19 protein-coding genes are annotated in these 23,756 nt (G+C 61.8%); 6 read left to right on the forward strand and 13 right to left on the reverse strand.

Annotated elements, in window-relative coordinates:
• Positions 1-31: 31 nt before the first annotated feature.
• The 7 genes from PTZ19_RS11585 to helD form a co-directional block, all read right to left on the reverse strand.
• Positions 32-1,666: an HD domain-containing phosphohydrolase gene (locus PTZ19_RS11585; protein WP_276354585.1), complete on the reverse strand. Its 1,635-nt coding sequence runs from the start codon at positions 1,664-1,666 to the stop codon at positions 32-34.
• A 20-nt stretch (positions 1,667-1,686) separates the two neighbouring features.
• On the reverse strand, positions 1,687-3,525 hold the full coding sequence (locus tag PTZ19_RS11590; RefSeq protein ID WP_276354586.1) for a SpoIIE family protein phosphatase: 1,839 nt from the start codon (positions 3,523-3,525) through the stop codon (positions 1,687-1,689).
• 6 nt (positions 3,526-3,531) lie between these two features.
• Positions 3,532-3,930 carry a DUF1987 domain-containing protein gene (locus PTZ19_RS11595; RefSeq protein WP_276354587.1) on the reverse strand — a complete coding sequence of 133 codons (399 nt, stop codon included), beginning with the start codon at positions 3,928-3,930 and terminating at the stop codon, positions 3,532-3,534.
• Positions 3,931-3,933: 3 nt separating this feature from the next.
• Positions 3,934-4,476, reverse strand: a complete 543-nt coding sequence (locus PTZ19_RS11600) for a SiaB family protein kinase (protein WP_276354589.1) — start codon at positions 4,474-4,476, stop codon at positions 3,934-3,936.
• 180 nt (positions 4,477-4,656) lie between these two features.
• Positions 4,657-5,244, reverse strand: coding sequence for a guanylate kinase (locus tag PTZ19_RS11605; protein WP_276354591.1), 588 nt, complete (start codon positions 5,242-5,244; stop codon positions 4,657-4,659).
• 65 nt (positions 5,245-5,309) lie between these two features.
• Positions 5,310-7,115 (reverse strand): DNA helicase RecQ, encoded by a 1,806-nt coding sequence (recQ, locus tag PTZ19_RS11610; protein ID WP_276354592.1) that lies wholly within the window; start codon positions 7,113-7,115, stop codon positions 5,310-5,312.
• 31 nt (positions 7,116-7,146) lie between these two features.
• The gene (gene helD / locus PTZ19_RS11615) at positions 7,147-9,498 is read right to left on the reverse strand and encodes an RNA polymerase recycling motor HelD (RefSeq protein ID WP_276354593.1); all 2,352 of its coding nucleotides are present in this window, start codon (positions 9,496-9,498) and stop codon (positions 7,147-7,149) included.
• A gap of 175 nt (positions 9,499-9,673) precedes the next feature.
• On the opposite strand from helD, the gene PTZ19_RS11620 reads away from it, so the two are divergent.
• The 4 genes from PTZ19_RS11620 (at position 9,674) to PTZ19_RS11635 (ending at position 13,946) form a co-directional block, all read left to right on the forward strand.
• Entirely contained in the window at positions 9,674-10,663 is a 990-nt protein-coding gene (locus tag PTZ19_RS11620; protein WP_422614995.1) for an AAA family ATPase, read from the forward strand.
• Between the two features lie 4 nt (positions 10,664-10,667).
• Positions 10,668-11,789: a DUF58 domain-containing protein gene (locus tag PTZ19_RS11625; protein ID WP_276354594.1), complete on the forward strand. Its 1,122-nt coding sequence runs from the start codon at positions 10,668-10,670 to the stop codon at positions 11,787-11,789.
• Complete coding sequence (locus tag PTZ19_RS11630) at positions 11,773-13,143, forward strand: DUF4129 domain-containing protein (RefSeq protein ID WP_276354595.1); 1,371 nt, start codon at positions 11,773-11,775, stop codon at positions 13,141-13,143. The genes PTZ19_RS11625 and PTZ19_RS11630 overlap by 17 nt, the downstream gene beginning before the upstream one ends.
• A gap of 86 nt (positions 13,144-13,229) precedes the next feature.
• Positions 13,230-13,946, forward strand: a complete 717-nt coding sequence (locus PTZ19_RS11635; protein WP_276354596.1) for a response regulator transcription factor — start codon at positions 13,230-13,232, stop codon at positions 13,944-13,946.
• 6 nt (positions 13,947-13,952) lie between these two features.
• On the opposite strand, the gene PTZ19_RS11640 is transcribed toward PTZ19_RS11635, so the two are convergent.
• Genes PTZ19_RS11640 through PTZ19_RS11655 form a run of 4 tightly spaced genes read right to left on the reverse strand, consistent with a single transcriptional unit; the run spans position 13,953 to position 18,568 of the window.
• Positions 13,953-14,393, reverse strand: coding sequence for an HlyD family secretion protein (locus PTZ19_RS11640; protein ID WP_276354597.1), 441 nt, complete (start codon positions 14,391-14,393; stop codon positions 13,953-13,955).
• 15 nt (positions 14,394-14,408) lie between these two features.
• The gene (locus PTZ19_RS11645; RefSeq protein ID WP_276354598.1) at positions 14,409-17,456 is read right to left on the reverse strand and encodes a peptidase domain-containing ABC transporter; all 3,048 of its coding nucleotides are present in this window, start codon (positions 17,454-17,456) and stop codon (positions 14,409-14,411) included.
• A 27-nt stretch (positions 17,457-17,483) separates the two neighbouring features.
• A complete protein-coding gene (locus tag PTZ19_RS11650) occupies positions 17,484-18,251 on the reverse strand; it encodes a peptidylprolyl isomerase (RefSeq protein WP_276354599.1) in 768 nt (255 codons plus the stop codon).
• Positions 18,252-18,310: 59 nt separating this feature from the next.
• Entirely contained in the window at positions 18,311-18,568 is a 258-nt protein-coding gene (locus PTZ19_RS11655) for a hypothetical protein (RefSeq protein ID WP_276354600.1), read from the reverse strand.
• Positions 18,569-18,722: 154 nt separating this feature from the next.
• Between PTZ19_RS11655 and PTZ19_RS11660 the strand changes: the two genes are divergently transcribed.
• Positions 18,723-20,135 (forward strand): SpoVR family protein, encoded by a 1,413-nt coding sequence (locus PTZ19_RS11660; RefSeq protein ID WP_276354601.1) that lies wholly within the window; start codon positions 18,723-18,725, stop codon positions 20,133-20,135.
• Positions 20,136-20,145: 10 nt separating this feature from the next.
• Here the strand turns inward: PTZ19_RS11660 and PTZ19_RS11665 are convergent, their stop codons facing one another.
• Positions 20,146-22,212 carry a sensor domain-containing protein gene (locus tag PTZ19_RS11665; protein ID WP_276354603.1) on the reverse strand — a complete coding sequence of 689 codons (2,067 nt, stop codon included), beginning with the start codon at positions 22,210-22,212 and terminating at the stop codon, positions 20,146-20,148.
• 135 nt (positions 22,213-22,347) lie between these two features.
• On the opposite strand from PTZ19_RS11665, the gene PTZ19_RS11670 reads away from it, so the two are divergent.
• The gene (locus PTZ19_RS11670) at positions 22,348-23,232 is read left to right on the forward strand and encodes an SDR family oxidoreductase (RefSeq protein WP_276354604.1); all 885 of its coding nucleotides are present in this window, start codon (positions 22,348-22,350) and stop codon (positions 23,230-23,232) included.
• A gap of 75 nt (positions 23,233-23,307) precedes the next feature.
• On the opposite strand, the gene PTZ19_RS11675 is transcribed toward PTZ19_RS11670, so the two are convergent.
• Positions 23,308-23,694, reverse strand: coding sequence for a hypothetical protein (locus PTZ19_RS11675; RefSeq protein WP_276354606.1), 387 nt, complete (start codon positions 23,692-23,694; stop codon positions 23,308-23,310).
• Between the last annotated feature and the right edge of the window lie 62 nt (positions 23,695-23,756).

Genomic DNA, 23,756 nt, shown 5'->3' on the forward strand with positions numbered 1-23,756 from the left:
GTCGGGCGCCTTCCCAAGGGGGTGTTTCCGTTCAAGTCTCGACGAAAGGTTCGCTCATCCAAGCGGCGAAAACCTCCGCAAGCCGCGGGTCGAATTTGCTGCCGGCGCCTAGGCGGATTTCGGCCAACGCCGATTCCCGCGTCATCGCCGGCCGGTGCGGCCGGTCGTGGGTCATCGCGTCGAAAGCGTCCACGACCGCCATTAACCGGGACAGCTCCGGTATCTGCTCTCCCCGCAGGCCGTAAGGGTATCCGCTGCCGTCCCAATTCTCGTGCACGGAGAGAATCGCCTCCGCCAGCGCGGGCTCGCCCAGCGAGAACGCCAGCCGGTATCCGATTTCGCTGTGGGTCCGCACGATATCCCACTGATCCGCGGCAAGCGGACCGTCATGCCGGTATACCTCCTGCGGAATGGCGATATTGCCTACGTCATGCAGGCCGGCGAGCAGGGCGAGCGTGGACATGGCGGGAGATTCGGGCGAAATCCCGATCCGGAGGGCGAGCCCTTCCGCAAGCGCCGTCAACCGGCTCACGTGGGAACGATCCTCGATGCCGCGGGCGTACATCGCCTCCGTGATTTCCGCGATCAGCTTCTTGCGGATGGCCCGGCTTTCGAGAAGCTTCGTCTTGTACATTTCCTTCTCCGCTTGCTGGAAGAGCGGACCCCATTCCTCCCGGCCGGGATCCGCCAAGGTCGCGCAGCCGATCGCCATGCTGATCGGAATCGGCGCCGCGTCGGCGGACTCGAACGCTTCCCGCAATCGGCGGATCCGTTCCGCGCATGCTTCCGCGTCCGCGCCGGGCAGCAGCACGAGGAACTCGTCTCCTCCCCACCTCGCGCAGACGGCCGATTCCCCGAACGTTTGCCGGATGATCCCGCCCGCGCGGGTCAGCAGCTGATCGCCGTTCAAATGCCCGAACACGTCGTTGACGAGCTTGAGCCCGTTCATGTCCGCCATGATCAGGCTGACGGGACGCGGCGAACCCGGACCGAAATCGGAGATCCATTTCTCCACGTAATTCCGGTTGAACATGCCGGTCAGCGGATCGTGCGTGCTCAGGAACTCCAGCTGCTCCTTGGATTTGTACTGCTCCGTGATGTCGGTCAGGATGAGCATGATGCGGGGATCGTCGCCGGTTCCTTCGGGCATCGCGATCCGCTTGTAGTCGATCCGGATGCGCAAGCCGCCCCGTTGGAACGAATTCGGCAGCCCGTCGGAATAGCGCACTTCCGATTCGTCCGCCTGCGCCGAGAGCATCCGCTCCATCAGCCGCTCCACTTTCGCGCGCGTGTCGGGATCGTCCGGCCACATCAGCTCGGTCACCGAAGCCCCGCCGATTTTGCCGCCGAAGATGCGCCGGCATTCCGCGCTGTACGGCTTTTGAACCTTCAGCGTGCGGTCGACGGTCAGAAACCCTTGCATGGCATTGTCCAGCAGCACGGACAGCTCGGATTCCATGCGCAGGAGGGCCAAGCTTTGGGAATCGCTGATCCGGAGAACTTTGTTCATTTCCCGCAGCAGCTTCTCATAGCGGGCGGAAAGCCGTTCGTAGCCGGGGCGCAGCGCATTGCCGGCGTACTCGGCCTCCTGCAGCTCCTGCCGGGCGGCATAAAGCGTCTGCAGTTCTTCCCCGAACGCTTCATAATCCTTGCTTGACTTGGCCATTTACCGTTCCGTCCTTCGTCTCAAAATTTACCGGGAAGCCGAAACGCGAGCAAGGTCATGTCGTCCCGCTGGGGCTGTTCCCCCATGAAATCGGCCAACTCCCGCTCGAATCGGTCCCGCTGTTCCGCGAGCGGCAGCGGACCGTATGCCTCCAGCCAATGCGTCAGACTCGTCTTCCCAAGCGAGAGGTTGCGCGGTCCGCCGTTCTGGTCGGGAATGCCGTCCGTCGCGAGATAGACGACGGCGCCCGGGGACAGGCGGATCTCATGATCCGTAAAGGCGACGTCCGCCGGCGTTCGGCGGTAACCGATCCGGGGCTTGTCCCCTTTGACCGTCCGCAATCCCGCGTCCTCCCGGTACGCCATCCAGATCCCCGCGCCCGCATACCGGATCCGATCGCCCTGCAGGAACAACAAGCCCAAATCCAGCCCGTCGTCGGTGCCTTCCGCGTCCCGCTCCGTCTGTCGCAGCGTTTCTTTGAGCAGGCGGTTCAGCATGCCCATCGCTTCGGACGGGGAGCCCGCCTCGCCCTGATCGGCGATTCGGCCGAGCAGCGACACGCTCAGCATCGTCATCAGAGCCCCGGGCACTCCGTGTCCGGAGCAGTCGCCGACGGCGATCCACGTCTCGTCCCCGGTCTCCCGGATCCAGTAAAAATCGCCGCCGACTCCGTCCCTCGGCTTCCAGAAGACGAAGCTCTCGGGAAATCTCGTCTTGAACGCCTCTTCGGAAGCCAGCACGGATTGCTGGATCCGGCCCGCGTACGAGATGCTCTCCGTCATGAGCCGGTTTTTGTCCGCCAATTCGAGCGTCCGGTCCTCCACCATGCGCTCCAGCCGTTCGTTCAATTGCAGCGCGCGTTTGTAGGGATCCGCCATCCTGCGGGAGACGTTCGTGAAGAAGTAGACGGAGAGAATCAGGGAAATGACGACCAAAATCGTCGTATTGTTGCGGATCGAAGCGAGGAAGCCCGTCGTTTCGCTTCTCGGGATCTGCACCAGCAGCCGCATGTCGGTCTCGCCGACCGGGTAGCTGATCATGTCCACCTTGCGTCCCTGCCGGTCGGTCCCTTCGAACACGAATTCCTCCGATGCCTTGCCGCCGTTCCATGCCTCCAAAGCCTTGGGCATCAACCATTCGGATACGTTCGAGCCCGTCTGGGAGAAGTCGTCCGAGAGGTGGATCGTTCCGTCCCGGCCGACCATCCAGAGATGGCTGCCGTCCACGAACCGGTAACCGGCGAAATCGTCGGACAGCTTTTTCAGCGACAGCCCGATCCCGGCGATGCCGAGCGGCCGGTCGCCGGACCCGATCCGCACGTTGACGAACACGAACGTGTCTTTGCGGTTCGCGTTGTAATCGACGATCACGCTCGTTTTCCGTCCGGAGGCGAGCGTCTGGAAAAACCATTGGTCGTCCGGATCCGACTCGCTGACCGTGTCGATGATTTGGCCGATTTCGGCCCAATAGTGAAACGTCAGCGCGCTGACGACGAAAGAATTCGTGTAGTCGTAGCTTCCCGACAGATCGGACAGTTTCCGTTTGACCAGCGCGCCCAGCTTCCCGTCGGTCTCCCGGCCTTGCACCCACTCGGTCACGGCCGGATCGTCCGCCAGCAGCAGGGAAGTTTCCTCGGCCCGCTGGATCCGGCCTTCGACTTGACCCGCGACGGAGCGGGCCATGACGGAAAGGTCGCTTTCTTTCAGTTTCTTGACGACTTCCCTTTCCGTGATCCGATACGACATAAAGCCGATTAAGGATGCGGACAGGACGATCAGGGCGGAGGCCAGGATGACGACCTTCCATACGCTGCCGTCATACAGGGAACGGTTCCGGGTGTCTGCCTGAAGGTTGTTCATGATCCGTTATTCCGCGGTTTTCGGCAAGATCCGAAAAGGGAGCAGCAGATCTTCCTTGAACTCCTCCGCGCATTCGAGTTCGCTCTCGTTGTCCTCGTCGTACAGCCAGCGAACCCCGACTTGTTTGCCCTGCTTGAACGCTTCGTCGAGCTTCTCCAGCATCATCAGGAAGCACTTGGTGCTGGTCGTGTTGATATAGGGCAATTGAAGCTCGATTTCCACGGTCGACTCCGCGTTCAAGTCCGCCAAATATTCGTCCAGCCACTTCAGCAGCGGCTCATAAAACGCGAACGCGTTCTCCGGGTACGACTGTCCGCGAATGCTCAGAACGTGAAGCTCCGGATCGAAATCGACTTCCGGGGTGCTTCTCGTTCCTTCGATATATACGTGCCGGATGCTGACCATAGCCTATACGACCGCCTTTAGCGTGAAAAATGATAGGTTATTCCCGAGTTTGGTGACGGAATACGCCAGCGGAGACGTCGCCTTGCGGGCCATGTCGATCAACCCGACCCCGGCCCCGTTCTGCGGATCGTTCTTCTTCAGCTGATCTTTATAGAAGGCTTTCAGTTCGTCCTTGTTCAGCCGCACCAGCGCGTCGATCCGGCCGGTCAGTTCCCGAAGGTCCTCTTCCTCGATCAGGTTCCCCGCGCAGATGTAACTGCCTTGTCCGTCCTTGCCGATCGTGACGATGCTCGACTGCGCGATCTGGTCGCCGAGCGCGGAGCCCGATATTCTGGTGCAATAGTTTTTGATGTTCTGGGTCATTTCGATGAAGATGGAGAAGATGTGGAAAATCTCGTTTTTCGGCCGGTTTTCCGACTCCAGGTACGACTTGACGGCCTCTCCGTATTCCTCGATCAGTTGCTGGGACAGCCTGCCGGAAAAACAGATTAAGATGCCGTGGTCCTGCAGCAGCTTCTGCACGTTCAGCAGTTGTTTGTCGATCAAGAGCCGTGCTTCCTCCTTCGAAGATTCGGGCTGGGGGGCACGGCGGCGCCGACCCCGTTTCGTCCATTATATCAACCCTCGCAGGACAAAAATAGACACCGTGCGACATTTTTCCATCCTGCGCGCGCAGGAAAGAACCGCAGGGAATCCCTGCGGTCCGGCGATGATGCAACGTATGAATCAGTCCTTGTCGACCAAACCGCGCTGCAGGTAACCTTCCAGCGTCTCCGTAATCCGGGAAACGGTATCGGCCAGGTCGTAATTGCCGTACGAATGCTCGCAGGCGAAGCGGTACGCCATCTCTTCATCGTAGCGCCGCATGCGGGCGGCCACGACGTCGGGGTCCAGGCCGAGCTCCCGGTGCCGGTCCTCCAGCGTCCGCCGGTCGGCGTACAAGAACAAACGCACGGCGGCGTCGCCGTAAACGGATTTGATCCGTTCCGCGCCTTCCCGGTTCAGCACCAAATACGCGCATCCGTGGTCCCGCAGCTGGCCGTCCACGTCCGCCCGGCGAATCCCGTAACGGTGCCCGTCGATCCGAACGCTTTCGAGAAACTGTCCTTCGCCTTCCATCTTCTCATAGACTTCCGCGGCGACAAAGCGATAATCCCGTCCGTCGACTTCCCCCGGCCGCGGAGCCCGCGTCACGTAAGAAACGACCATGTTCATGCCGAACGTATGCCCGACCGCTTCCGCGACCGACTTGCGACCGGAACCGTCAGGTCCCGTAAAGACGAAAATCCGACCCTGCCCCGAATGCTCCTGCATGGAATCAGCTCCCGTCCGCTGAAATGACTGGCTGATTCGAGCATAGCTTCCAGCCGGCCGGTATGTCAATGGTCGCGAATGATCTCGAGCAGCGCCTTGCCGTATTTCGCCAGCTTGGCTTCCCCGATGCCTTTCACCCGGCGCAGCTCCTGCACGTCCGTCGGCCGGATCCGGCAAATTTCGCGCAGCGCGGCGTCGTGGAAAATGACGAAGGGCGGCACGTTCTCGCGGTCGGCCAGCGTCTTGCGCAGCGCCTTCAGCTTGGCGAACAAAGCTTCTCCTTCCGCGCCCAGATCGCCCTCCGCCGGCCGGGAGCGGCCGGTCGGAACCCGTCCCGGGTCGCTTTCCGGAACGACCTTGCGATATACCCGTTCCTCCCCGCTCACGACGGCTCTCGCGCGCTCCGTCAACGTCACCGTCGGGTACGCGGTGTCGGTCACTCTCAAGTAGCCTTGCGCGGCCAGCGCCTGGATCAAGCCGACGACATCCCGCTCGGCGCGGCTGCGCATTCGGCCGTATACCGGCAGCCGGTCAAAGCCGAACTCGCGGATTTTCGCCTCCCCGGAGCCGCGGAGCACCTTCGCCGTCAGCGAGACCCCGAAGCGCTGCCGCATGCCCGCCACGCAGGCGATGACGACTTTGGCCGCTTCGGTGATATCCAACCGTTCCGCCGGGTCGAGGCAATTGCCGCATCGTCCGCAAGGCTCGCAGGCATCCCCGAAATAGGACACGATCGCTTGCTGCAGGCAGTCCTCGTGAAAGGCGTACCGCACCATTTCGTTCAACTGGCGGTAGGCGTTTTTTTTGCGTTCTTCGTCGCCTTCGCCCTGTTCGATCAAATATTTCTGCGTCGCCGTGTCTTGGGGAGAATAGAGCAGGACGCACTCGCCCGGCTCGCCGTCGCGGCCGGCCCGGCCCGCTTCCTGGTAGTACGCCTCCAGGTTTTTCGGCAAGTTGTAGTGCACGACGAACCGGACGTTGGATTTGTCGATCCCCATGCCGAACGCGTTGGTCGCGACCATGATCTGCACGTCGTCGCGCTGGAACGCGTCCTGGGCGGCCGCCCGCTCGCGTTCCTCCAGTCCGGCATGGTATTTGCCCGCGGCGAAGCCGTGTCCGGTCAAGAAGGCATGGCATTCCTCCACCTCCCGGCGGGTCGAGGCATACACCACCCCGGCTTCGCCTTCGTGCCGGCGCAGGCAGCGCAGCAATTGTTGCCGTTTGTCCGCGCCGCGGACGACCCGGAAGGAGAGATTCGCCCGCGCGTAGCCGGTCGTCACCCGCTGCGGATGCCGCAAGCCCAGGCGCTGCGCGATGTCCTCCCGCACCTCCGGCGTAGCCGTCGCGGTAAACGCGGCGACGGTCGGCCGCGGCTGCAGCTTGTCGATCAGCCGTTTGATCGACAGGTAACTCGGGCGGAAGTCGTGCCCCCATTGCGAGATGCAATGCGCCTCGTCGACGGCGACGAGGGAGACGGGCACGCGGCCGAGCCATTCGGCGAACCGCTCCGACTCGAGCCGTTCCGGGGCGATATAGACGATGCGGTATCGGCCGTTCTCGATCTCCCGGTACGCGCGGTTCATGTCCGAGGCGGACAGCGTGCTGTTGAGGATCGCGGCCGGGATGCCGGTCTCGTTCAGCGCGTCCGCCTGGTCCTTCATGAGGGAGATGAGCGGCGACACGACGATCGTGAGGCCCGGCAGCAGGACGGCGGGAATCTGGTAGCAGATCGATTTGCCAGCGCCCGTCGGCATGACCCCGAGCGCGTCCCGGCCGTCCAGGATCGCCTCGATGAGCTCCTCCTGGCCCCGGCGGAACGAATCGTAGCCGAAATACCGGCGCAGCGCCTCCAGCGCTTGTTCCGTCGGCATGTTTTGCTCCCTCCTTTCATTTTTTGCAACGTTAAAGCTTGCCGCGATCCGGAAGCCATGGAGACGGCTCCCCCAAACAATAGACGTGAAGCGCGTGCAGCGCCCGCGTGCAGACGGTGTACAGCAGCTTGCGGTCCCGGTCTTGTCCGTACCGCGCGGCGGACGCGTCCCAGACGACGACGGCGTCGAACTCGATGCCTTTGGCCAAATAAGAAGCCAATACCGATACGCCCTTCGGCAATTCGGCCGACGCTCCGGAAAGGTAGGTCAGCGGAACCTCGTCGGGCAGCCTTTCTTTCAGCAGCGCCGCGGCGTTGCCGCATTCCTTCGCGGATTTGGCGATGACCCCGATCGTACCGTAACCTTGTTCCAGCAACCCGCGGATGTCCGCGGTCACCGTGTCCGCCAACCGGGCGCCGTCCCGGCACCGGATCAGCGTCGGTACCTCTCCTTCCCGCTGGAAAGGCCGGATCTCCGCGGATTCCTCGGGGAGCAGGATCTTTTTGCTGTATTCCACGATCGGACGCGTAGACCGGTAGCTGGTCGTCAGCCGCCACACCGCCGTATCTTCCTGCGGCATCAGGCGGGTCCAGCCGCCGAAGCCCCCGCTCTCCTGCGCGCCCGCGTAGATCGCTTGGTTGAAGTCGCCCAGCACGGTCAGCCGGGCCTGCGGAAAGCGCCGGCGCAAATACGCCGCCTGGAACGGCGAATAATCCTGCGCCTCGTCCACGAACAAATGCCGGATATCGGCCTCGACCTTGCGGAAGCCTTCCAGACCTTCCATGAAATACAGCAAGGGCGTGGCGTCCTCGTGGTCCACCGTTTTGCGCGCCAGCGTTTCTTCCGCGCGGTTCGCCATCCACTCCCAGCCCTCCGGCAGCTTGCCGTCCGGCGAGCATGCCGCGAACAGCGACCGGCTGCGGAACAGCTCGCGGTACGTGTCGACCGCGTCGAGAAACCGGTAAGCTTTGACGGCTTTCACGAGCGGGCCGACCGCGTTCTCGATCGCGCTTCGCATGAGCGCTTCGGTCATCCGGTCCTCGTCGTCGAAGGCGTCCTCGCGGAACCCGCCTTTGCGGCGGATCTGCACGTACGCGCGCTGGATTTCCTCGTCGTCCGCCAGTTCGGCCGCTTCTTCCACCCAAGGTTCGTTCATCTGGTCGTCCGCCCAGGCCGCCAGCTTCGCGAGCAGCCATTTCCGCAGCGTGGCGGCGCGATACGCGAAACCTTCCGACGCTTTGACGGCGTAATATTGCTCCGCCATTTCCTCGGCCGACACGATGGTCGCTCCGCGGAAGCGCAGCGGACGGAATCGGACGCCCTCGTGCTGCAGCCGGTCGAAATATCGCTCCACCGTCATGAAGAAGTGCTCGGAGCCTTTATAGCGCACGGCCTTCTCCCGGGCCAGGCCCTCCGGCGTTCCCTCGGAGGCGTTCAGCGCTTCCGTCTGGGAGAACAGGTCCTCGACCTGGAAACGCCGCCCCAGCCGGGCTTCGATCAGCTCCCGGAACGTCATCTGGCGCATGTTGGCTTCACCCAGGTCGGGCAATACGCGGGAGATGTATCCTTTGAACACCGGGTTGGGGGAAAAAAGCACGATCTGGTCGGGCGTGAGCGTGCCGCGGAAGCGGTACAGCAAGTACGCCACGCGCTGCAGCGCCGCGGACGTTTTGCCGCTTCCCGCCGCCCCCTGCACGACCAGCAGCTTATGCTTCTCGTCCCGGATGATGCGGTTCTGCTCTTTCTGGATCGTCGCCACGATGCTTTTCATCGACGTATCCGACTTCTCGGACAACACGGCCTGCAAGATTTCGTCCCCGACCGTCTCGTCCGTGTCGAACATATGCTTCAGCTTGCCGGCCCGGATGACGAACTGCCGCTTCAGCAGCAGCTCCCCGCCGATTTCCCCTTCCGGGGTTTCGTATGCGGCCGGGCCGGGTTCATGGTCGTAGAACAAGCTCGAAATCGGGGCGCGCCAATCGTACACCCAGAACGTCTCGTCGTCGTCGCTCATGAGGGAAGCCCGGCCGATGTAGATTTGCTCCGGCCCCCTGCCGGTTTCGGCGAAATCGATCCGGGCGAAATACGGATTGTCGTGCATGCGGGCCAGCCGTTCGACCGCTTCGAACGCCACCCGGTGGCTGCGCTCCCGCTCGATCAGCACTTCCTTCTGCTGCATGATGCTGGTCCACGTTTCCCCCAGCTCCGTCGCGTCGGAGAAGTTCATCCGGACGTCGTCCCAGAACTCCTGGCGGATTCCGACGACGTCGCCCCGCCGTTCGCCCAGTACGGCGAGCTCCTTGTCCAGCCGGTTCTCGATCTCCTTCAGCACTTCGTTCAGCCGCTTCCGTTCCCACTCGCGCTCGGTGGATTCGTTCGACACGCGCGCAACGCCCCTTTCTTTTTCCGCCCGCAATTCCCCAATACACCTTGTTGTAACACGCGCACCCCGCGAAATCAACCCGCGTAAAGCCTTTCGGCTGATCCATCCGTACTCTATAATGGAAAAAAACGCATGCCCTTATCGCACTTGATTCCGAACGGAGAGGTGGACGCCCATGAACCCGCCGGCAGTCGTTGTCCCAGAATCGATGTTTCGCCAGATCGAAGAAGCACGGGAGCGGATCGCCCAAGTCATCGTCGGCAAACGGAGCGCCGTCGACCTGCTCTTAACCGCCTTGATCGCGGGCGGACACGCGTTGCTCGAGGACGTTCCCGGAACGGGCAAGACGCTGCTCGCCAAAACGCTGGCCCGCACCTTGGATTGCGGATTCCGCCGCGTCCAGTTCACGCCCGACCTGCTGCCGACCGACCTGAGCGGCATCAACTTCTACAACCAGAAATCCGGCGAGTTCGAATTCCGTCCGGGACCGCTGTTCACGAACGTGCTGCTCGCCGACGAAATCAACCGCGCCACCCCCCGCACCCAATCCAGCCTGCTCGAGTGCATGGAGGAACGGCAAATCACGATCGACGGCGTCACCTATCCCCTGCAAGCTCCCTTTCTCGTCATCGCCACGCAGAACCCGGTGGACAACCAAGGGACCTTCCCGCTGCCGGAGGCCCAGCTCGACCGGTTTCTTCTGCGGATCCGGATGGGCTACCCGTCCTTCGAGGAATCGCTCGATATTCTGACCCGCTTCCGGGGCCGCAGTCCGTTGGACGAAGTCCAACCGGTCCTGGATCCGGACGCGCTGCTGGGCATCCAGCGGTTCGCCGCCGTAGGCGTTCGGATCGCGGACGACTTGCTCGGCTACATCGTCCGGCTGTCGGAGGCTTCCCGCCGCCATCCCGACGTCGCCCTCGGCGTGAGTCCGCGGGGAAGCCAGGCTTTGCTGAAGGCTTCCCAAGCTTACGCCGTCGTGCAGGGACGCGATTACGTCACGCCGGACGACATCAAGGCGCTCGCGGAACCGGTGCTCGCCCATCGTCTGCTGCTGAAGTATTCGCCGCAAACGCGGGACGAACAGTCGGCCGTCGCGATCCGCTCTCTGCTGCGGGAGACGGAAGTGCCGACGGAACCCGCCGAAGCCTGGGGAAGGCCGTAACGCCATGCCTTTCTACTGGATCGTGTTGGACGGCTTGATCCTGCTGGGCATTCTGGCTTACGTGTATCGGAAACGGGCGCTGAGCCGCGTGACGTATTCCCGCGGCTTCGACCGGACCACCGCTTTCGAAGGCGAACTTGTGGAGATGGTCGAGACCATCGAGAACCGGAAGCTGCTGCCGGTGCCCTGGCTGCGGCTGGAATCGCTCATGCCCGTCGCGCTGCGCTTCCATAGGCAGTCGAACCTGGATATCCACGCCGGCGAAATGTTCCAGAACCATCTCAGCCTGTTCAGCCTGCGCCCCTATCGGCGGATCGTCCGGCGGCACGAAATCCGCTGCGCCAAGCGGGGATTCTACGCGCTCGAATCGGCCACGATGACGGCGGGCGAGCCGCTCGGCCTCGTCCAGGCGTCGCGCCGCTTCGCGATGGAAAATTTGCGGCTGCTCGTCTACCCGAGGCTCGTGCCGCTTCGGGAAATCCCTTTGCCGAATCACGGCTGGCTCGGGGATCTCTCCGTCCGCCGCTGGATCGTGGAGGATCCGTTCCTCACCGCGGGAATCCGGGAATACGGGCCGGGAGATCCGCTCTCCCGCGTCCATTGGAAAGCGACCGCCCGAACGGGCAAGCTGCAGGTACAGGTCAAAGGGCATACCGCGGATCATCGGCTCGTGCTCTGCCTGAACGTCGAAATCAACGAGACGATGTGGAAAACGGTCACGGACCCCGAGCGGATCGAGGTCGGCATCCGGTACGCGGCTTCGATCGCCGACGACGCGATCGGCCGCGGCATGGAGACCGGGCTGCTGTGCAACGGATGGATGCTGGGCGAGCCCAAGGCGCCGATCCGTGTGGAACCGGCCGGCGGCGCCGTGCAGCTGGGCGCGCTGCTGACCGGCTTGGCCAAGCTGCAATTGGAAAGCGCTTCGAATATGGCGTATCTATTGGAGCAGGAAGCGGAGCGCTGCCCGGGCCGGACGGATTATCTCATCCTCACCTGCCACCGGGAGGAGAAGCTGGCGTCTGCCGCGGAGCGGCTCCGCCGGATGGGTAACGGGGTGGAATGGGTGATCATTCCGGAAACGGGCGAGAAGGCGGGAGGGGACGACCATGAGCGGGAACCGTGACCGCGGGCGCGGGCGCCTGGCTGCCGTCCGCGGGCTGGCTGCGGCTTACGAGCTGTGGATGCACGTACCGATATGGCTGACCGTCCGACATGTCTCGGGAGCGGTATCGCCGTCCGGCATATGGCCGGAGCTCGCCTTGGGGGCTTCCTTGGTCGGCGCCGGTCTCAGCGCGGTCATCCGCAAGCTGTGGCAGCAAATCTTGGCGGCCCTGCTTCTGGCCGCGGCCGCTTGGGAGCTATGGGGGATCGCGGCCAATTCGCCGTTCCCGCCCTCCCCAGGCGCGCTGGCCGCCATGCTCTTCGGGAGCTTGCAAGGAATGACCGTCGTCTACCGGCAATGGAGAACGGGCTGGTACTGGACGGGCGTTGCGGTCTATTTCGCGGCGAGCCTGCTCGGGCCGTTGTTCCCGCATGGGACCGGCAGCCCGGCGTTATTGACGCTCGGCGGCGTGTTTTGCTTGGCCGTCGCCCTGTTCTCGGTCAACCGGCGGCACCTGCGCCGCGTGACGTTGTCGGAGGACGGCGGCTACGGCGTGCCGGCGGAGCTGAAACGGCACAACCGTTGGTTCGTGGCGGCCGTGCTGGCCGCCATGCTGCTCCTGGCGGGAGGCGTGGGCGGGTGGTTGATCCATGCGGTCAAATCCGGAATCGCGGCCATCTTGCGTGCTCTGCTCTCTCTGCTCCCGGAAGGCAAGGAGCTGCCGGAGCCGCTGCCCGAGCCCTCTTCGCCCGAGTCTTTCCCGCCGCTTCCGCCCGCGCGGGAGCCCGGCTGGTTCATGCAGCTGCTCGACCGGCTGTTGCCCTACGTCGGACTTGGCATCTGCGCCTTGCTGCTGGCTTGGGGGGCCTATCGGCTTTACCGTCACGGAGGGGCCATCTGGCGCAGGTGGCGGGGATGGATCGCCGCATGGCTGGGCCGTTCCTGGAAAGATGACGCCGCGCAGGGGTACGTCGACGAGCAGACCTCGCTGTTCTCTTGGGAGGAATCGTTCCGGAAGCTTCGCCGAAGCCGGGTCGGCCGCCTGTTCAGACGGAGTGACGAACCGGGCTGGGAAGCGCTGCCCGATTCCCGGAGCCGGGTCCGCTACCTGTATCGGCGTTGGCTTCGGGAGCTGTCGCGCGGCGGCTATGCCGTCCCCGCCCACCTGACGCCCCGGGAAATCGCGTCGGACCTCCCCAGCCGCGATCCGCGTGCGGAGACTCGCCGGCGCGCCGACAACGCCCGGGAAACGGCGGATCCTTCGCTTCTGCTGGACGCCTACTACGAAGCGCGTTATGCCGAACGCGATCCGGCCGAAGAAGACGTCGCCGCGCTTGCCGGCGCCGCTTTCGCCCGCCGAAACCGCCAATCGTAAAAAAAAAAATCGTCGGTTTTAGGTTCATTTTAGGTTGGGCTGTTACGATACCCTCAAACCGTTCAGTTTCCGAGGAGGGTACCGCATTGGAACGCATCTTGATCGTCGACGGAGACCCGGCGTGGCTCGAACAGCTCAACGCGGCATTGAGGCGCGCCGGCATGGCCCCGAACGCGGTCGGCTCCTGCGCGGACGCCTGGAGGAGCCTCGAAAGCAACCCGCCCGATCTCGTCCTGCTCGAACCGATGATCGAATCTCGCCTTGGGTTCCATCTCCTCCGGGAATTGCGCGAGCGCGGCTTCCTCCTTCCCGTCGTGTTGATCGGCGACAGGCCGGCCGAATCCGACCAAATCCTCGGCTTCGGCTATGGCGCGGACGATTTCGTGGCCAAACCGATCGGCCCCGCAGGGCTTGCGGCCAGGCTGCGGGCCCATATCCGCCGAATGGACAGGTTTCGCGAATGCCGATGCTCGGACGATTCGACCCGCGCCGCGTTCAGGCTCGACCGCGAATCGAATATCCTGTACAAAAAAGGCCGCCCCATCCCCCTCACGGAGATGGAAGCGGCGATTTTCGGCGAAATGCTCGGACGGCCGAACCGGACGTTCAGTAAAGCCCAACTGTTTCAAGCCGTCTGGAAACATACCGAATGCGACGAAAACACGCTCAACGTGTACATCAACCGCCTGCGCAAAAAGGTCGAGGACAATCCCGGAAATCCTGCCTTCCTGCTGACGGTGCGGGGGGTCGGTTACCGTCTGGAAATCGCGGATCGGCATGCCGAGTCCGATCTCTTCGCTTGAACACCGTCACGGTGCCCCGAACCAAACGGCCAGCAGCGATTTTCGCGTCACCCTCACTTCGGCTCCGCCTTGCTGACCGGGTAAGAGCTTCATGAGGAGCGATTCCGGCGGGGGCTCCAGACGAGCCGTTACCCGATAGAGCGGCGTCCCGTCCGGCAACGTCCGGGCCGGCGTCGTCTCCCAACCGGTGACGGTCGCCGAAGTTCCCCCGTACTTACGGCTGGGAAACGCGTCCCACTCGACGGTTACCGCCATCCCCTCCTCGATCCTCCCGATCTCCCCGCCGTTCAACAGCAACCGAAGCGTCGAGGCGTCATCCTCCAAAACGGCGCGGGACGACACCGTCACCCAGACGGAAGTCGCCTTCAACATAGCCAGCGCCGCTGCCGCCAGGAGGAAAAACGAGACCAGCACGATCCGGGTCGAGCGTTCCGCGAACCTTTCCATGATTTTCCTCCCCAGTCAATTCATTTGCTCGCTGACCATATGGAAATACAAGCCTTGCAGCGACATCAACTCTTCATGGGTACCGGACTCGGCGATGGTCCCCCGGTCCAGGACGACGATGCGGTCGGCCCTGCGCACCGTGCTCAGGCGATGGGCGATCACGATCGCCGTGCGTTCGCTCAGGATCGCGTCCATGTTCCGCTGAATATGGCGTTCCGTCTCGGCATCGAGCGCGCTCGTCGCCTCGTCGAAGACGAGCAGGCGCGGATGGCCGAGCAGCGCGCGGGCGATGGCGATCCGCTGCCGCTGACCGCCGGACAGGCGCGTGCCTCCTTCGCCGATCTTCGTCTCGTAACCGAGCGTCAGCGCGGAGATGAATTCGTCCGCCCCCGCCAGCTTCGCAGCGGCCGCTACTTCTTCGAATGACGCGTCGGGCTGATGGATGGCGATGTTCTCGCGGACGGTGGCGCTGAAAATCACGTTCTCCTGCTGCACGACGCCGATCTGCCTGCGCAGCGACGCATAATGGACGTTGCGGAGATCGAAGCCGTCGATCCGTATCCGGCCTTCGGTCGGCTCGAATAGCGCCAACAGCAATTGGATGAACGTCGTCTTGCCCGCTCCGCTGCGCCCGACGATCGCCACCGTCTGACCGGGGTGAATTTCCAGGTTCAGGTTTTGCAGCACGTTCGGGTTGCCCGGCGCGTACCGGAATGTCACGTTGCGGAATTCGATATGGCCGCGGATCGGCGGCAATATCCGTTTTTGCCGCGGATTCGGCTGCTCGTCCCTTGCGCCCAGCACGTCATTCAGCCGTTCCATGGACACTCTCGCTTCGGAGAAGCCGTCCAGCATGTCCGTGACGGAAATGACCGCGGACATCACCGTATGGAAAAGCGAGAGGAACGCGACCATCCCCCCGATCGTCAATTCGCCCCGAAGCACGAACGTCGTGCCCCAATAGAGCATCGCGATGCGGGCGGAGATTTCCACGAGCGCGCTGAAGGCGTCGACGCCGGCGGCCAGGAGCGTGCCTTGCTTGCGCAGCTCCCGCTCTTTCACGAGCTTGTCCCGGATGCCGGCGCGGACGATTTTCTCGATCGCCAGCGCCTTGACCGTCGCCACGGCTTGCACGGCCTCCACCATTTTCGAATGGGTGTCCGATTCCGCCGCCAGCAGCTTGCGGTCGATCTTGCGCAGGATCGGCATCGCCGTCAGAATCAAGACGACGAACGCCGGCATGAAGGCGAGCCCGATCAGCGCCAGCTTGGCGTTGTAGGCCAGCATCAGCACGCCGTACATGACGATGGCGAGCAGGTCGAGCAGAAAATAGACGGCGTTGCCGGTCAGCATCCGTCGAATGTTCTCGTTCTCGCCTACCCGCGTCATGATATCCCCGATCGTGCGGCGGAGGAAAAAATCGAACGGCAGGCCGAACAACTTCTTATTGAACGACTCCACGAGCGCGATGTCCAGCTTTGCCGCGGTTGCGGCCACGAGATACCGCCGCATGAAGGCGTAGAACATTTGGAAAAGCGCCAGAACGAGCATGCCGATCAGCAACACGCGGAGCATGGACGGATCCCGGTACGCGATCACGCGGTCGATGACCAACTGAGACAGGATGGGCAGCGCCAGCAAAATCCCTTCGATCGCGATCGACAATAGAAATACGTCGAGCATGGCGCCCTTGACCGGCTTCAGGAAGGGCAAGAAGCGTTTCAGCAGCGTCTCCTTCCCCTCTCCCCGCGGCTGCCGCAGTTCGGCCGTCGGCGACAGCTCCAGCGCGATTCCGTTCCAGTGCCGCTTCAACTCGTCTTCCGGGATGCTGTCGAGCACGCCCAATCGGGGATCCGCGATCAGATAGCGTCTGCCCCGTTTCGCGTATACGACGACGTAATGCTCGCCGTCCCAGTGGAAAATCGCGGGCAAGGCTGCCTTCTCCGGTACCTTTCCTCCGATTTGGCGCGCGGCGGCGGCGAACCCGATCTCTTCCGCCGCCGCCGCCAGCACGGCCAGCGATACGCCTTCCTGCGACACCCGCATCCGTTCTCTCATCCGGTTAAGCGAGACTTCCACCCCGTAATGGCGGCAGATCATCGCCAGGCAGGTGGGGCCGCAGTCCATTTCGCTCTGCTGACGCAATACGGCGTACTTCCGCCGGAACCTTCCCGGCATCGCGCCTTCGCCGCGTTTGGGCGTCGGGAGCTCCGCTTGGCCGGGTTGTTCGGAAATTTCCGGATCCTCCAGGTCGTCCGGCATGACCAGCGCCTCTTGCGAATATCCGGCTGCCGTCTGCTGCAGCGATTGCTTGAGCAGGGGGTGGACGGCGGTCAGCCGATCGAATTCGGCCTTGTCCAGCCGAAAGACGGCGGTCCGCTCGGCCGCCCGGACCGTCGCCTTGCGCGGTTCGCCGGTCAGAAGCGCGAGTTCGCCGAAAAAGTCGCCGGGAAGCAGCCGGTTGACGATTTTGCGTTCTTCGCCGATTTCAACCGTCACGGCGCCCGAACGGATGATGTAGAAGGCATCGCCCTCAGCGCCTTCCCGCACGAGGACGTCGCCGGCCTCATAATCGCGCGCTTCGAACCGGTCGAGCAGCGAACGGATCGCCTCCGAATCGAGACCGGAGAGCACCGTCGAATGCTTCAGGAACAGCCGCATGCCTTCGTTCGCGAGCATTTCGCGGAAGTACTTCTCCAGCGCGGGGTATTCCCGCAGCAGGGCGGCGAAGCCCGGCTTCGTCAGGCGAAGCGTCCGCAGCGGAGTTGACGCCGCCACGGTGGCTTCCGCCGGCGATTCCCCGAACAGCAGCTGTTCTCCGAAAAACTCGCCGGCACGCAATACCGACAGACTCGTCTCCTCGCCCGCCCCGTTTAAGCCGATCCATCGCGCCTGGCCGGACTCGATGATATAGAAGGCATCGACGGCTTCGCCCCTGGCCGCGATCGTTTCCCCCATCCGGAAAGCCGCCGGTTCGAACAAACCTGCCGCCTTCCGCTTCTGCGCGTCGCTGAGCAGATCGAACAGCGCGACTCGGTTCAACGTTCGGATGATCGATTCCATGCTATAACAAGCCTCCGCATATCCGGCTTATGTCCGTTTCCAGATCGTCATTTCCGTCACCGCGTCCGCCTCGAACGTTTCCAGCATTTCCTCGAACAGCAGCGAACGGATCCGGTTTTCGGTCTTGTCGTCCATGACGGCCCGCAATATCCGTTCGATTCGGATCAATTCGTACCCTCTGGGCGTGGTCAGCACGCCGACTATATCCCCGTCCGCCGCCCCGAATACCGCGGACGATTCCTCCGGGGACATTTCCGTCCGGCCGACGATGCCGACATAGCCGTAGGCGTAACGCGTTTCTTCCTCGATCGAAAACTCGCGCGCCAACAAGCCGAAATCGGCACCTTCCCGCAGCCTGAACTTCAGTTCGCGCGCCGTTCCGGCATCCGAAGCGACGATCCGCGACAGGCGCGCTGCGTCGAATTGCCGGCGGTGCCCGGCGAAATACGCCTTCACCCGGTCCGACGGGATCCCGGCAACCAGCTTCTCCCGCAAAATCCGCGGCTTGACCGCGTCCGCCAGATCTTCCAGGGACAACCCATTGTCGTCTAACCAACGCTTCGTTTCCTCCGAGGAATAGAGCCCGAGCTCCTTGCGATACCGGTTGACGCCCTGCTGCAGCTCGTCGAAGGTGCATGCCGCTCCCCTGTCCGCCGCCAGCTGTTCGATCAGCACCATCCGCCGTTTGTTATCCAACGCCGGAAACGACCTTTCGATCTTGGACAGCTTCAGCACTTCCCCCAGCGTCACCGGTTGGCCGTTCAGGACGAACGCAACGGACTCGCGAATCTCCATGCCCGCCCCGCTCCTTTCCGCGCACGAAAAAAGAAAAGCAGGATGCCCTGCTTTCCGACTTAACGCTTCTTCTTTTTATCGTCCGAACCGCCGGAACTGCCGCCGGAACCGCTTTTCTTTTCATTGTCGTTGTCATTCGTTTTGCGTCTGTCCGTGCTGCCGCCGGAACCGCCGCGGTCCGGGCCGCTTTTCGGATCGCGGATTTCGTGACGGGTCTTGCCCGCTCCGCCGTTCACGTTCCGCATCTCTTGGCCGCTCAGCTCGCGATCCAGTTCGTCCAGCGTGAGCTTCGGAATTGCCGCTTGTTCGCCGCTCATCGGAAAATCCCTCCCAGGTCATTTTCATGTCCCAGTATAACAAGCGCTCCGGCCTAAAAATATAAATGAATTATTACAAGGTCACGAACGGGCCGGTTTCCTCATATACATATCCTGGTGAAATCTCCGTTAGCGACAGGGGGCATGGCCGACGATGCGGGACCAGGACGATCAGCGGGCGCTCGAAACCGCCATTGAGGAAATCACGGAAATCGCGCAAGGCTTCGGACTCGATTTTTATCCGATGCGTTACGAGATATGCCCTTCCGATATCATCTACACGTTCGGCGCTTACGGGATGCCGACCCGGTTCAGCCATTGGAGCTTCGGCAAGACGTTCAACCGCATGAAGATGCAGTACGACCTGGGCCTCAGCAAAATTTACGAGCTCGTGATCAACTCCAATCCCTGTTATGCCTTCCTGCTGGACGGCAACTCCCTCGTGCAGAACAAGCTCATCGTGGCCCACGTGCTGGCGCATTGCGACTTCTTCAAAAACAACGCCCGCTTCTCCCGTACGAACCGCAACATGGTGGAGAGCATGTCGGCGACGGCGGAGCGGGTCCGGCAATACGAGATGGATTACGGCGCGGACGAGGTGGAGCGTTTCCTCGACGCCGTGATGGCGATCCAGGAACATGTCGATCCGGTCCTCAACCGGCCTTACGGGCAGGACAAAAACCGTTACATGGAGTGGCGGAGGCGCGAGGAAAAAGAGAAGAATGCCCGAACCCCCTCCTCTTCCCCCTATGACGATTTGTGGGTGCTGGACGATACGGAGCCGAAAAACCCGGAAGACGCGTTGAAAGCGGACGCCGGCACGGGCGACGCACGCAAAATCCCCCCGCACCCGGAGAAGGACCTCGTCTGGTTCATTCAGGAATTCTCGCCCATCTTGGAAGACTGGCAGCGGGACGTCATGAGCATGCTGCGGGACGAAATGCTTTACTTCTGGCCGCAGATCGAGACCAAAATCATGAACGAAGGATGGGCGACGTTCTGGCACCAGCGCATCATGCGGGAGCTCCCCTTGACCAGCGAGGAGACGATCGAATACGCGAAGCTGAATTCCGCGGTCGTGCAGCCGTCCCGCCACTCCTTGAACCCTTATTACCTGGGACTGAAAATGTTCGAGGACATCGAGAAACGGTTCGGCCGGGAGCGCATGTTCGACGTCCGCGAGATGGACTCCGATCCTTCCTTCATCCGGAACTACATGACGAAGGAGCTGGCGGACGAACTCGACCTGTACGTATTCGAGAAGAAAGGATCGGATTGGCAAATCACCGACAAAACCTGGGAAAACATCCGGGACCAGCTGGTGTTCTCCCGCGTGAACGGGGGATTCCCGTATTTGGAGGTGACGGACGGAGATTGGCAGCGGACCGGGGAGCTGTACGTCGTGCACCGCTACGAAGGCGTGGAACTGGATCTGAAATACGTCGAACGGACCCTTCCCTACATGTTTCGGCTGTGGGGCAAACCGGTCCATCTGGAAACGATGGTGGACGATAAGCCGCTCCTGTTCACCTTCGACGGGCAAAAGACGTCCCGTAAAAGCTTATGAGGCAGCCCCTTTACCGGGCTGCCTTGTCTCTGAAATACATCCGTTCGATCTGCGCGGCAGGCAAAGGCTTGCTGAAATAATACCCTTGCACCAACCGGCATCCCAGGCGGCGCAAAAACCGGATCTGCTCCTCCGTCTCGACCCCTTCCGCCACGACGCCGATGCGCAAGCTGTCGGCGATCGCCACGACCGCTTTGATGATCGCTTCCTGGCCTTCGTCCTTGTCGATATCCCGCACGAACGATTGGTCGATTTTCAGGGCATGGATCTGGAACTTCTTCAAATAGCTCAAGGATGAGTATCCCGTGCCGAAATCGTCGATGGACAGCTTGACTCCGAGAACCCGCAGCTGTTCGATTTTCGACAAGGTGTCGGATACTTGCTGCATCGCCGTGCTTTCGGTCAATTCCAGGGTAAGGGACGATACGGGAAGCCCCGTCTCGTCCAGAACGCTCCGGACCAGGGGAATGAAATGCTCGTTCAGCTGCTGCGCCGCGATGTTCACGCTGATGCCGATCTCGGGATACCCCTTGTCCTGCCATGCCTTCATTTGGAGACAAGCCATCCGCAGCACCTGTTCCCCGATGGGCACGATCAGGCCGGTTTCTTCGGCAATGGGGATCATTTCCGCCGGCGACACCGGTCCCAGCGTGGGGTGTTCCCAGCGGAGCAACGCTTCGAAGCCGTGCAGCCTGCCCGTCTCCGCATCGAAAATCGGTTGATAGTGGAGAAGCAGTTCGTCGCTTTTCACCGCCTGGCGCATGGACTGCTCCAGAAACGTTTTCCTGGCCAGCCGCGCGTCCAATTCCAAGTTGAAAAACTGGAAGTTGTTCTTGCCGTTTTCCTTGGCCAAATACATCGCCTGATCGGCCTGCTTAAGGAGCGTGGCCGCGTCCGTCCCGAAATCGGGACAGACGCTGATCCCGATGCTGGTCGTCACCGTATATTCCATATGGTAGAGCTTGACGGGCTGCTGGATGGCGGCCAGCACTTCCTTCGCCAACGCCCGCACCCACTGGAACTCGCCGACCGGCTCGGTCAGAATCGAGAATTCGTCGCCGCCCAGGCGGGATACGACGCCGCGCGGCCCCAGCAGTTCCTCCAGCCGCCGGGCAATCATCCGCAGCAGCTGATCCCCTACATCGTGGCCGAGCGAATCGTTGATGAATTTGAACCGGTCGAGATCCAAATAGAGAATCGCCGTTTTGCGGTTTTCCCTTTTGGCCCGGAAAATGGTTTCCTCCAGCTTATCCATGAACCTCCGGCGGTTCGGCAAACCGGTCAGCGCGTCGTGGAAGGCTTGCCGCTCCAGACGTTCCTCGATTTGCTTGCGTTCGTGGATATCGGTCACCAATCCTTCCAGGCGGATCAACTCTCCCGATCCGTCGTATACCGGAATGGCGTTGTAATCGACCCAGCGGATTTCCCCGTCGGAACGGATGATCCGGTATTCGGCCCGAAGCGGACGCCCGCCCAATTCCCGATGGTCTTGTTCCAGTCTGGGCAGATCGTCCGGATGGAACATGCGTTTCCAGGCCTCGCGGCTCGAAACGAGCTGCTGCGCGGAGACGCCGAACAGCTTCTCGCAGGACGGCGACACGGATCGGAATCGGTTTTCTTTTACGTCGAATGACCAGTAGAAAATGTCGAGATGGTTCACGATGTAATGGAGCTGCGTGCGCGAAGCCGACAATTCCTCCGCCAACACGTTTTTCTCGGTTACGTTTTTGGAAATGCCGATAATGCCGTGCACCTTGCCTTCGACCACGATCGGAGCCGCCGTTACGAGCACATGGATGAGACGTCCGTCAGGGTGTTTCAATACGGTTTCGAACGATTCCCGGGAACCTCTCAACGCCTGGTGAAACCGGTCGATCACCCGATCCCTCTGCTGCTCGTGCAATACCGAGACGAAAGACATGGCGAGCATTTCCTCTTGCGAATACCCGCAAAGATCCGTAGCTGCCTGGTTCACCAGGACGAACCGGCCCTCCGGATCGATGGCGTAACACGCGTCCGGATTGTACTCGAACATGGGGCGGTAAATGTCTGCCAACTCTTGGATGGTATTGAGCATGATGCCGACTCCCTCGATGTGATGTGCCTTCTCTATATTTCGACGCGTTTAGGCCGTTCCCCTTCCCGAAAGCATGCTTAAGCTTCCGGAAAATGGATCACCCTACTCCTGAGCACCGAAAGGAGTGGAAGTTTCATGACGAACGATCAGGGGCAAGAGACGCCGCAGCGCCCGAGCTCATTCCCGGAGCAGCATCAAAACCGGCAGCCGGGCTTGGAGAAAGACATGAAGCCGATTCCGGAATCCGAATCGCCGAATTATCGGCCCGGCGGCAAGCTTCAGGGCAAGGTCGCGCTCATCAGCGGCGGAGACAGCGGAATCGGACGGGCCGTTGCCATCGCGTTCGCCAAAGAAGGAGCGGATGTCGCCATCCTGTATTTGAACGAAGAGCCCGATGCCCGAGAAACGAAACAACGAATCGAAGCCGAAAGACGCCGCTGCACCCTGCTCGAAGGCGACGTCGGGGATCCCGTTTTCTGCAAACGCTCCGTAGAAGAAACGGTACGAGCGCTGGGCCGGTTGGATATCCTCGTCAACAACGCCGCCGAGCAGCATCCTCAGAACAAGCTGGAGCAAATCACCCCCGAACAGTTGGAAAAGACGTTCCGCACCAACATTTTCGGCATGTTCTATTTGACGCAGGCGGCGATGCCCCATCTGAAGAGCGGATCCACCATCATCAACACCGCGTCGATTACGGCGTACAAAGGCAGCCCGACGCTGCTGGACTATTCGGCGACGAAGGGGGCCGTCGTGGCGTTCACCCGTTCGTTGTCCATGAACCTGATCGGACAAGGCATCCGGGTCAACGCCGTGGCGCCGGGACCGATCTGGACCCCGCTCATTCCGTCCACCTTCGCCGCGGATCAGGTCGCCAAGTTCGGAGCCGATACGCCGATGAAACGCGCCGGACAGCCCGATGAGCTGGCTCCCGCTTACGTCTACTTGGCTTGCGAGGACTCCTCCTACATGTCGGGTCAGACCCTGCATATCAACGGCGGGGAAATCGTGAACGGATAGCAGAAAGGGTCAGCGGCAGATAAAAAGCCGACTCCGCTAAGCGGGTCGGCTTCCTAATGACCTTAGATGAGTGGGTTACGGGGTCGCGACGCGAGACTTCAAGACATAAATGTCGTGGTCATGGTCGGCAGTCTTCTTTAACAGATAAGAAACGGAATCTCCGTACCCGGCGTTCTGAGCTTCGATGTTGACCAGCCGGTTATCGATTTCCTTCAACTGAACCTTGATTGATGCAACGTCTTGCTTCAGGCCTGCAACGTCTTCCTTCAGGCCTGCAACGTCTTCCTTCAGGCCTGCAACGTCTTGCTTCAGGCCTGCAACGTCTTGCTTCAGGCCTGAAATATCTTCCTTGGTAGAAGACCATTCTTCCCGCATGCTCCGCTGTTCGCTGAGAACTTTGCCGACCATGCCGATCAATTGCTCCATCATTTCTTCCAGACGCTGCAATCTCTCTTCCGACATGTTCCGCCCTCCCGCGACCAATTACTGCTAGTTTAGCAAACAAATGTTCGGTCGTCAATGGG

It is taken from the genome of Cohnella caldifontis (assembly GCF_029360585.1).
GTDB classification, from domain to species: Bacteria; Bacillota; Bacilli; order Paenibacillales; family Paenibacillaceae; genus Cohnella; species Cohnella caldifontis.

What these genes read in the sequence shown, in the direction of transcription:
- PTZ19_RS11585 (WP_276354585.1), bottom strand. Translation starts at nt 1,666, where the DNA reads ATGGCCAAGTCAAGCAAGGATTATGAAGCGTTCGGGGAAGAACTGCAG.
- PTZ19_RS11590 (WP_276354586.1), bottom strand. Translation starts at nt 3,525, where the DNA reads ATGAACAACCTTCAGGCAGACACCCGGAACCGTTCCCTGTATGACGGC.
- PTZ19_RS11595 (WP_276354587.1), bottom strand. Translation starts at nt 3,930, where the DNA reads ATGGTCAGCATCCGGCACGTATATATCGAAGGAACGAGAAGCACCCCG.
- PTZ19_RS11605 (WP_276354591.1), bottom strand. Translation starts at nt 5,244, where the DNA reads ATGCAGGAGCATTCGGGGCAGGGTCGGATTTTCGTCTTTACGGGACCT.
- recQ (WP_276354592.1), bottom strand. Translation starts at nt 7,115, where the DNA reads ATGCCGACGGAACAAGCGCTGGAGGCGCTGCGCCGGTATTTCGGCTAC.
- PTZ19_RS11620 (WP_422614995.1), top strand. Translation starts at nt 9,674, where the DNA reads ATGAACCCGCCGGCAGTCGTTGTCCCAGAATCGATGTTTCGCCAGATC.
- PTZ19_RS11625 (WP_276354594.1), top strand. Translation starts at nt 10,668, where the DNA reads ATGCCTTTCTACTGGATCGTGTTGGACGGCTTGATCCTGCTGGGCATT.
- PTZ19_RS11630 (WP_276354595.1), top strand. Translation starts at nt 11,773, where the DNA reads ATGAGCGGGAACCGTGACCGCGGGCGCGGGCGCCTGGCTGCCGTCCGC.
- PTZ19_RS11640 (WP_276354597.1), bottom strand. Translation starts at nt 14,393, where the DNA reads ATGGAAAGGTTCGCGGAACGCTCGACCCGGATCGTGCTGGTCTCGTTT.
- PTZ19_RS11645 (WP_276354598.1), bottom strand. Translation starts at nt 17,456, where the DNA reads ATGGAATCGATCATCCGAACGTTGAACCGAGTCGCGCTGTTCGATCTG.
- PTZ19_RS11650 (WP_276354599.1), bottom strand. Translation starts at nt 18,251, where the DNA reads ATGGAGATTCGCGAGTCCGTTGCGTTCGTCCTGAACGGCCAACCGGTG.
- PTZ19_RS11655 (WP_276354600.1), bottom strand. Translation starts at nt 18,568, where the DNA reads ATGAGCGGCGAACAAGCGGCAATTCCGAAGCTCACGCTGGACGAACTG.
- PTZ19_RS11660 (WP_276354601.1), top strand. Translation starts at nt 18,723, where the DNA reads ATGCGGGACCAGGACGATCAGCGGGCGCTCGAAACCGCCATTGAGGAA.
- PTZ19_RS11665 (WP_276354603.1), bottom strand. Translation starts at nt 22,212, where the DNA reads ATGCTCAATACCATCCAAGAGTTGGCAGACATTTACCGCCCCATGTTC.
- PTZ19_RS11670 (WP_276354604.1), top strand. Translation starts at nt 22,348, where the DNA reads ATGACGAACGATCAGGGGCAAGAGACGCCGCAGCGCCCGAGCTCATTC.
- PTZ19_RS11675 (WP_276354606.1), bottom strand. Translation starts at nt 23,694, where the DNA reads ATGTCGGAAGAGAGATTGCAGCGTCTGGAAGAAATGATGGAGCAATTG.